This window comes from Paraburkholderia sp. Ac-20342, from assembly GCF_017104985.1.
Taxonomy (GTDB): domain Bacteria; phylum Pseudomonadota; class Gammaproteobacteria; order Burkholderiales; family Burkholderiaceae; genus Paraburkholderia.
The window spans coordinates 1-5071 of record NZ_JAAGPQ010000176.1 but is presented as its reverse complement, the minus strand read 5'-3'; the positions used below and the strand labels follow the sequence as shown (position 1 = coordinate 5071).

The following is a 5071-nucleotide window of genomic DNA, read 5'->3' as shown; positions in this document are numbered from 1 at the left end:
CGACACCGGAAAAACCATCCAACGCCTGCTCAAGCGGCTTGCCGACCTCGGCTACCACCCTCAGCCGGCTGCTTCATCATGAGCGCTTCTTACCAGCCCCTTTGTTCATTTTGTTAAGGGTTCTAAGCGACGCATCTCCGGCCTGGCGAGGCGCGGCGCGACACTGGTCGTGCCGCGCCTTTTCTTTTGCGGCCGTGGCTAGAGCTCCAGCTCCCATCGTTCGAGCGTCAGATCGCGGCCGAAACGGTGCGTGTCCACGGCACTGGTCAGCACGAAGCCCATGCGCTCGCAGAGCCGCCGCGGTTCCGCCAACGCGCTCGCGGTGGCGAGCGTGAGTTTCGTATAACCGACCCGTCGCGCGAAACGCACGCATTCTCTGAGCAGCTGAGTGCCGATGCCGAAGCGCCGCATGTCCGGTTCGACCCACAGCAAACGCACGCTCGCCACCGTCGTCGATACGCCGACGATGCATGCCGAGCCGGTCACGAGACCGTCCTGTTCGGCGATCCAGCATTGCTCGCGCAGCGGATCGTTGCGCTGCGCGTACTCGGCGACCACCCGCGCGAGCAATCCTTCGAATGTCTGATCCCAGCCGTATTGCGCGGCGAACCACTGGGCCTGCCGATGCACGAGCCAGCCGCATTCGCCGGCGTGCGGCGGGCGCAGCACGACGAGTTCGTGCCTGGGCCGCTCGCGCAGCAGGCGCTCGATCAGCCTCATCGCGCCAATCAGTTGCTGCTGCGAGTGCATGTCGAGCCGGTCGAGCAGGGCCAGCGCGTCCTGCGTGGCGGCGGCGTCGAGCGGCGCGTAGGTCGCATGGCCGTGCTCGGTGAGCGCGATCAGCGATTGGCGCGCGTCGGTGTCGGATGGGCGGCGCGTAATCAGATTGCGCCGTTCGAAACTGGTCAGCAGGCGGCTCAGATAGCCACTGTCGAGACCGAGCGCGCGGCTCAGCGCCGACGCGGTTTGCGTGTGTTCGCGAGAAAGCTCGTGAAGCACGCGTACCTCGGTCAGCGAGAACCCGCTTTTCGTCAGGCGCTCATGCAGGGCGCCAATGTACAGGGTATAGAAGCGATTGAAATGGCGGACGGCGTGAGCGCGCCGCTGCGCCTCGGAATCTGTCAAGTGCGGCTCCCCGGGACCTTTTTGGGATTGGTACACGGCCACTATATTGGAACGCCCGCGGCGAGCAAAGCCGTCACGCCACGGGTGGATCGAAACTGGTATTAAACAGGTATCGATTAGACTGCTTTTTCGAGCCCGGCGAAAGTCAGGTAAGCATCCGCTGGTATGGTTCCAACCACCGGATACGGGTAAATCCCGATCTCCCAATTCGTCTCGAAACACCGTTCCAATCGGCCTCTGAGCCTTATCCGACAAGGCTTTGCCGCGTACTATACCAGCATGGGACCAGTTAATTGATTGGTATTATGTTGGTTATATAATGGGCTCTTATTTTTCCGGGCCGCACTGCTCGCGGCGTCTCCTGGAGCCCCATGGAAACTCGCTGGTCCGCATTGATGCCTGACGTGCACAACGTCACGCCGCTCTACCTGCAGCTCGCGCGCAACCTGACGACGGCGATTCATTGCGGCGTCTGGTCGGCCGGCGAGGCGCTGCCGTCGGAACGCACCTTGTCGGATGCGATCGGCGTGTCGCGCATCACCGCGCGCAAGGCGATCGAGCTGCTGGTCGAGCAGGGCCTGATCCGGCGTTCGCGCGGTGCGGGCAGCTTCATCACGCCGCGCGTCGAAGACCCGCTGTCGCGTCTCACCGGCTTCACGAAGAAGATGCAGCAGCGCGGTTTCCGTCCGGATTCGGTGTGGCTCGAGCGCGACGTGCGCGCTGCCAATCGCGACGAACTGCTGCACCTGGGCCTGTCGCCGGGGGCGGCCGTCACGAGCCTGCGGCGGCTGCGGCGCGCGGACGGCATCGTGATGGCGGTCGAGCATTCGGCGCTGCCGGTCGCGATCGTACCCGACCCGCAGGCGATCGGCGATTCGCTCTACAGCTATCTGGAGCAGCACGGCGTGGCGGTCGTGCGCGCGTTGCAGCACTTCCGCGCGGTCAACGCGTCGAGCGAAATCGCCGCGCTGATGGACATCGAATCGCGCACGGCGCTGCTGGTCATTACGCGCATCGGCTATAGCGCGGACCAGCGTGCGATCGAACTGACCGACACCTATTGTCGCGACGACTACTACGACTTCGTCGCCGAACTGCGCACCTGAAGCGCGTATCCGGGCGGCGCGGCTTGCTAGGGCCGCGAGCCGGGGCACACGAATTTGCTGCATACGTATCACGCACCAGAGAGACTCATGCTGACCGGAAACATACTCACCACCGACGGGTGGATTCACGGCACGCTCGAATACGAAAACGGCCGTATCACGGCACTGACCGGCGAGCGCGCCGATCCGTCGACGAACGACGCGCCCTACATCCTGCCTGGCTTCATCGACCTGCACGTGCACGGCGGCGGCGGCTCCGACGTGATGGAAGCCGGCGACGCGATCGAAACGATCACGCGCACGCATGCGCGCCACGGCACGACGAGCCTGCTCGCGACCACGATGACCGCGCCGCGCGAGGAGCTGATGAGCGTGGTCGCCGGGCTCGGCAATGTCACGCGGGTGCGCACGCCGGGCGGCGCGCGCGTGCTCGGGGTGCATCTGGAAGGGCCGTACATCAACCCCGGCAAGCTCGGCGCGCAGCCGGACGCGGCCGTGTCGGCGGTGATGGACGAGGTGCTCAAGTATCTGTCGATCGCACCGATTCGCGTCGTCACGCTCGCGCCCGAGATCGCCGGCCATATGGAGATCATCTCCGAGATGGCGGCGCGCGGCGTGCGCGTGCAGCTCGGCCATTCGCTCGGCACCTATGACGACGCCGTCGCCGCGCTCAAGCACGGCGCGTGCGGCTTCACGCACCTGTTCAACGCGATGTCGCCGCTGCATCACCGCAACCCCGGCCTCGTCGGCGCGGCGCTCGCGCATGCCGAATACGCCGAAATCATTCCCGATCTGCTGCACGTCCATCCGGGCGCGATCCGCGCCGCGCTGCGTGCGATTCCGCGTCTCTACGTGGTGACGGACAGCACCTCGGCCACCGGCATGCCCGACGGCGAATACCGCCTCGGCAGCCAGCACGTGACCAAGTGCTTGGGCGGCGTGCGTCTCGCCGACGGCACGCTTGCGGGCAGCACGCTGACGATGGATCAGGCGCTGCGCAATCTCGTTTCGATCGGCTTGCCGATCGCCGATGTATCACACCGTTTGTCGCGCTATGCCGCCGACTATCTCGGCATCGAAGACCGCGGCCGTATCGCGCGCGGCGCGTGGGCCGACGTGGTCGTGTTCGATCGCGAACTGACCTTGACCGCGACTTACGTCGAAGGAGAAGCCATTGTCGAATATGCTTAAAGAAGCGCTCGCGTCCGCCGGGACGGTCGCCGCGCAACTCGAGGACACCTCGCGCGTCGCGGCGCTCGCCGCGACGCTCGCGCAACAGCCGCGCCACGTCGCATTGACGGTCGCGCGCGGCAGTTCGGACCACGCCGCCAGTTACTTCGCCTCGCTGACGATGAGCCGCCTCGGCGTGCCGGTCGCGTCGCTGCCGATGTCGGTCGCGACGTTGCAGCAGGCGCCGTTGCAGGTGCGCGACCAGCTTGCGCTCGCGTTCTCGCAATCGGGCAAGAGCCCGGACCTTGTCGGCACGATGAACGCGTTGCGCAGTGCTGGGGCGTTGACGGTCGCCGCCGTGAACGCGCCGGCGTCGCCGCTCGCGGATGCGTGCGAGTGGCATCTGCCGCTCGTCGCCGGTCCCGAACTGAGCGTCGCCGCGACCAAGAGCTATATCGCGATGCTGTCGATTTCCGCGCAACTGGTCGCGCATTGGCAGAACGACGCCGAACTGCTCGGCGCGCTGAACACGCTGCCCGAGGCGCTGGAGCGCGCGGGCCGGCTCGACTGGTCGATGGCCGTGAACGAACTGCGCGGCATCGAACGGATGATCGTGATCGGCCGGGGCCTCGGTCTCGCGATCGCGCAGGAAGCCGCGCTGAAGCTGAAGGAAACCTCGGGCATCCAGGCCGAAGCGTTTTCGAGCGCGGAAGTGCGTCACGGTCCGATGGAGCTGATCGATCGCGACTATCCGCTGCTCGTGTTCGCGCCGCGCGGACCGGAGCAGGCGGGCCTCCTGCAACTCGCGCACGACATGCGCGCGCGCGGCGCGCGCGTGCTGCTCGCCGCGCCCGACGACGTGGCCGACGCGTCGCTGCCGCTTGTTTCAACCGCACACACGGCGCTCGATCCGATCGCCGCGATCCTGTCCTTTTACGTGATGGCCGCGGACCTTGCCGCCGCGCGCGGGCGCAATCCCGATGCGCCGCGCCATCTCAACAAAGTCACCGAAACTCACTGACGAGAATGCAGATGCGACGTGTCGAAAAGTCCAGCCTCATGAGTCATTCCGAAGATCACATTGTTTTGCTCGCACCGCTGACCGGTCCGGTCGTGCCGCTTGAGAACGTGCCGGACCCGGTGTTTTCGGGCGGCATGTTCGGTGACGGCATCGGCATCGATCCGCTGGAAGGTCGCCTGGTCGCGCCGTGCGACGGCGTCGTCACGCATCTCGCGCGCACCGGCCACGCGGTCACGCTCGCGAGCGCCGAGGGCGCGGAAATTCTGCTGCATATCGGCATCGATACGGTCGGGCTGAACGGCAAGGGGTTTGCGCCGATGGTCGAGCCGGGCGCGCACGTGCATGCCGGCGACGTGCTGATCGAGTTCGATCAGGACCAGATCGCGCTCAATGCGCCGAGCCTCGTCTCGGTGATCGCGATCGCCAATTCGGATGCGTTCGAGGTGATCGAGCGCGCGCCGGCAGGCCCGGTGAAGGCCGGCGAAACGCCGCTGCTGGTGCTGCGCGCGCGCGACGGCGTGAACACCGAGGCCGTGCGCGAGGCGAGCGCCGCCCAGGTCGAGACCGAAGCACGTCGCCAGATCACGCTGACGCACGCGGGCGGTCTGCATGCGCGGCCGGCCGCGCGAGCGCGCGAAGCGGCGCGCGG

The 5071-nt window shown here is 66.5% G+C and carries 5 protein-coding genes; 4 read left to right on the top strand and 1 reads right to left on the bottom strand.

Annotated features, from left to right (window positions below; translation table 11 throughout):
• Positions 1 to 198: 198 nt before the first annotated feature.
• Positions 199 to 1125 (bottom strand): bifunctional helix-turn-helix transcriptional regulator/GNAT family N-acetyltransferase, encoded by a 927-nt coding sequence (locus G3N58_RS33355; RefSeq protein ID WP_206001317.1) that lies wholly within the window; start codon positions 1123 to 1125, stop codon positions 199 to 201.
• A gap of 371 nt (positions 1126 to 1496) precedes the next feature.
• Between G3N58_RS33355 and G3N58_RS33350 the strand changes: the two genes are divergently transcribed.
• The 4 genes from G3N58_RS33350 to G3N58_RS33335 form a co-directional block, all read left to right on the top strand.
• Positions 1497 to 2231: a GntR family transcriptional regulator gene (locus G3N58_RS33350; RefSeq protein WP_167048392.1), complete on the top strand. Its 735-nt coding sequence runs from the start codon at positions 1497 to 1499 to the stop codon at positions 2229 to 2231.
• Positions 2232 to 2318: 87 nt separating this feature from the next.
• A complete protein-coding gene (gene nagA, locus G3N58_RS33345) occupies positions 2319 to 3422 on the top strand; it encodes an N-acetylglucosamine-6-phosphate deacetylase (protein WP_167048390.1) in 1104 nt (367 codons plus the stop codon).
• Positions 3406 to 4422: an SIS domain-containing protein gene (locus tag G3N58_RS33340; protein WP_206001316.1), complete on the top strand. Its 1017-nt coding sequence runs from the start codon at positions 3406 to 3408 to the stop codon at positions 4420 to 4422. The genes nagA and G3N58_RS33340 overlap by 17 nt, the downstream gene beginning before the upstream one ends.
• 38 nt (positions 4423 to 4460) lie before the next feature.
• Positions 4461 to 5071, top strand: a 611-nt coding sequence (locus G3N58_RS33335; RefSeq protein ID WP_206001315.1) for a PTS glucose transporter subunit IIA, incomplete at its 3' end; no start/stop codon positions are given.

Excerpts from the sequence above, each read along its gene's own strand:
- G3N58_RS33350 (WP_167048392.1), top strand. The coding sequence starts at position 1,497 with ATGGAAACTCGCTGGTCCGCATTGATGCCTGACGTGCACAACGTCACG.
- nagA (WP_167048390.1), top strand. The coding sequence starts at position 2,319 with ATGCTGACCGGAAACATACTCACCACCGACGGGTGGATTCACGGCACG.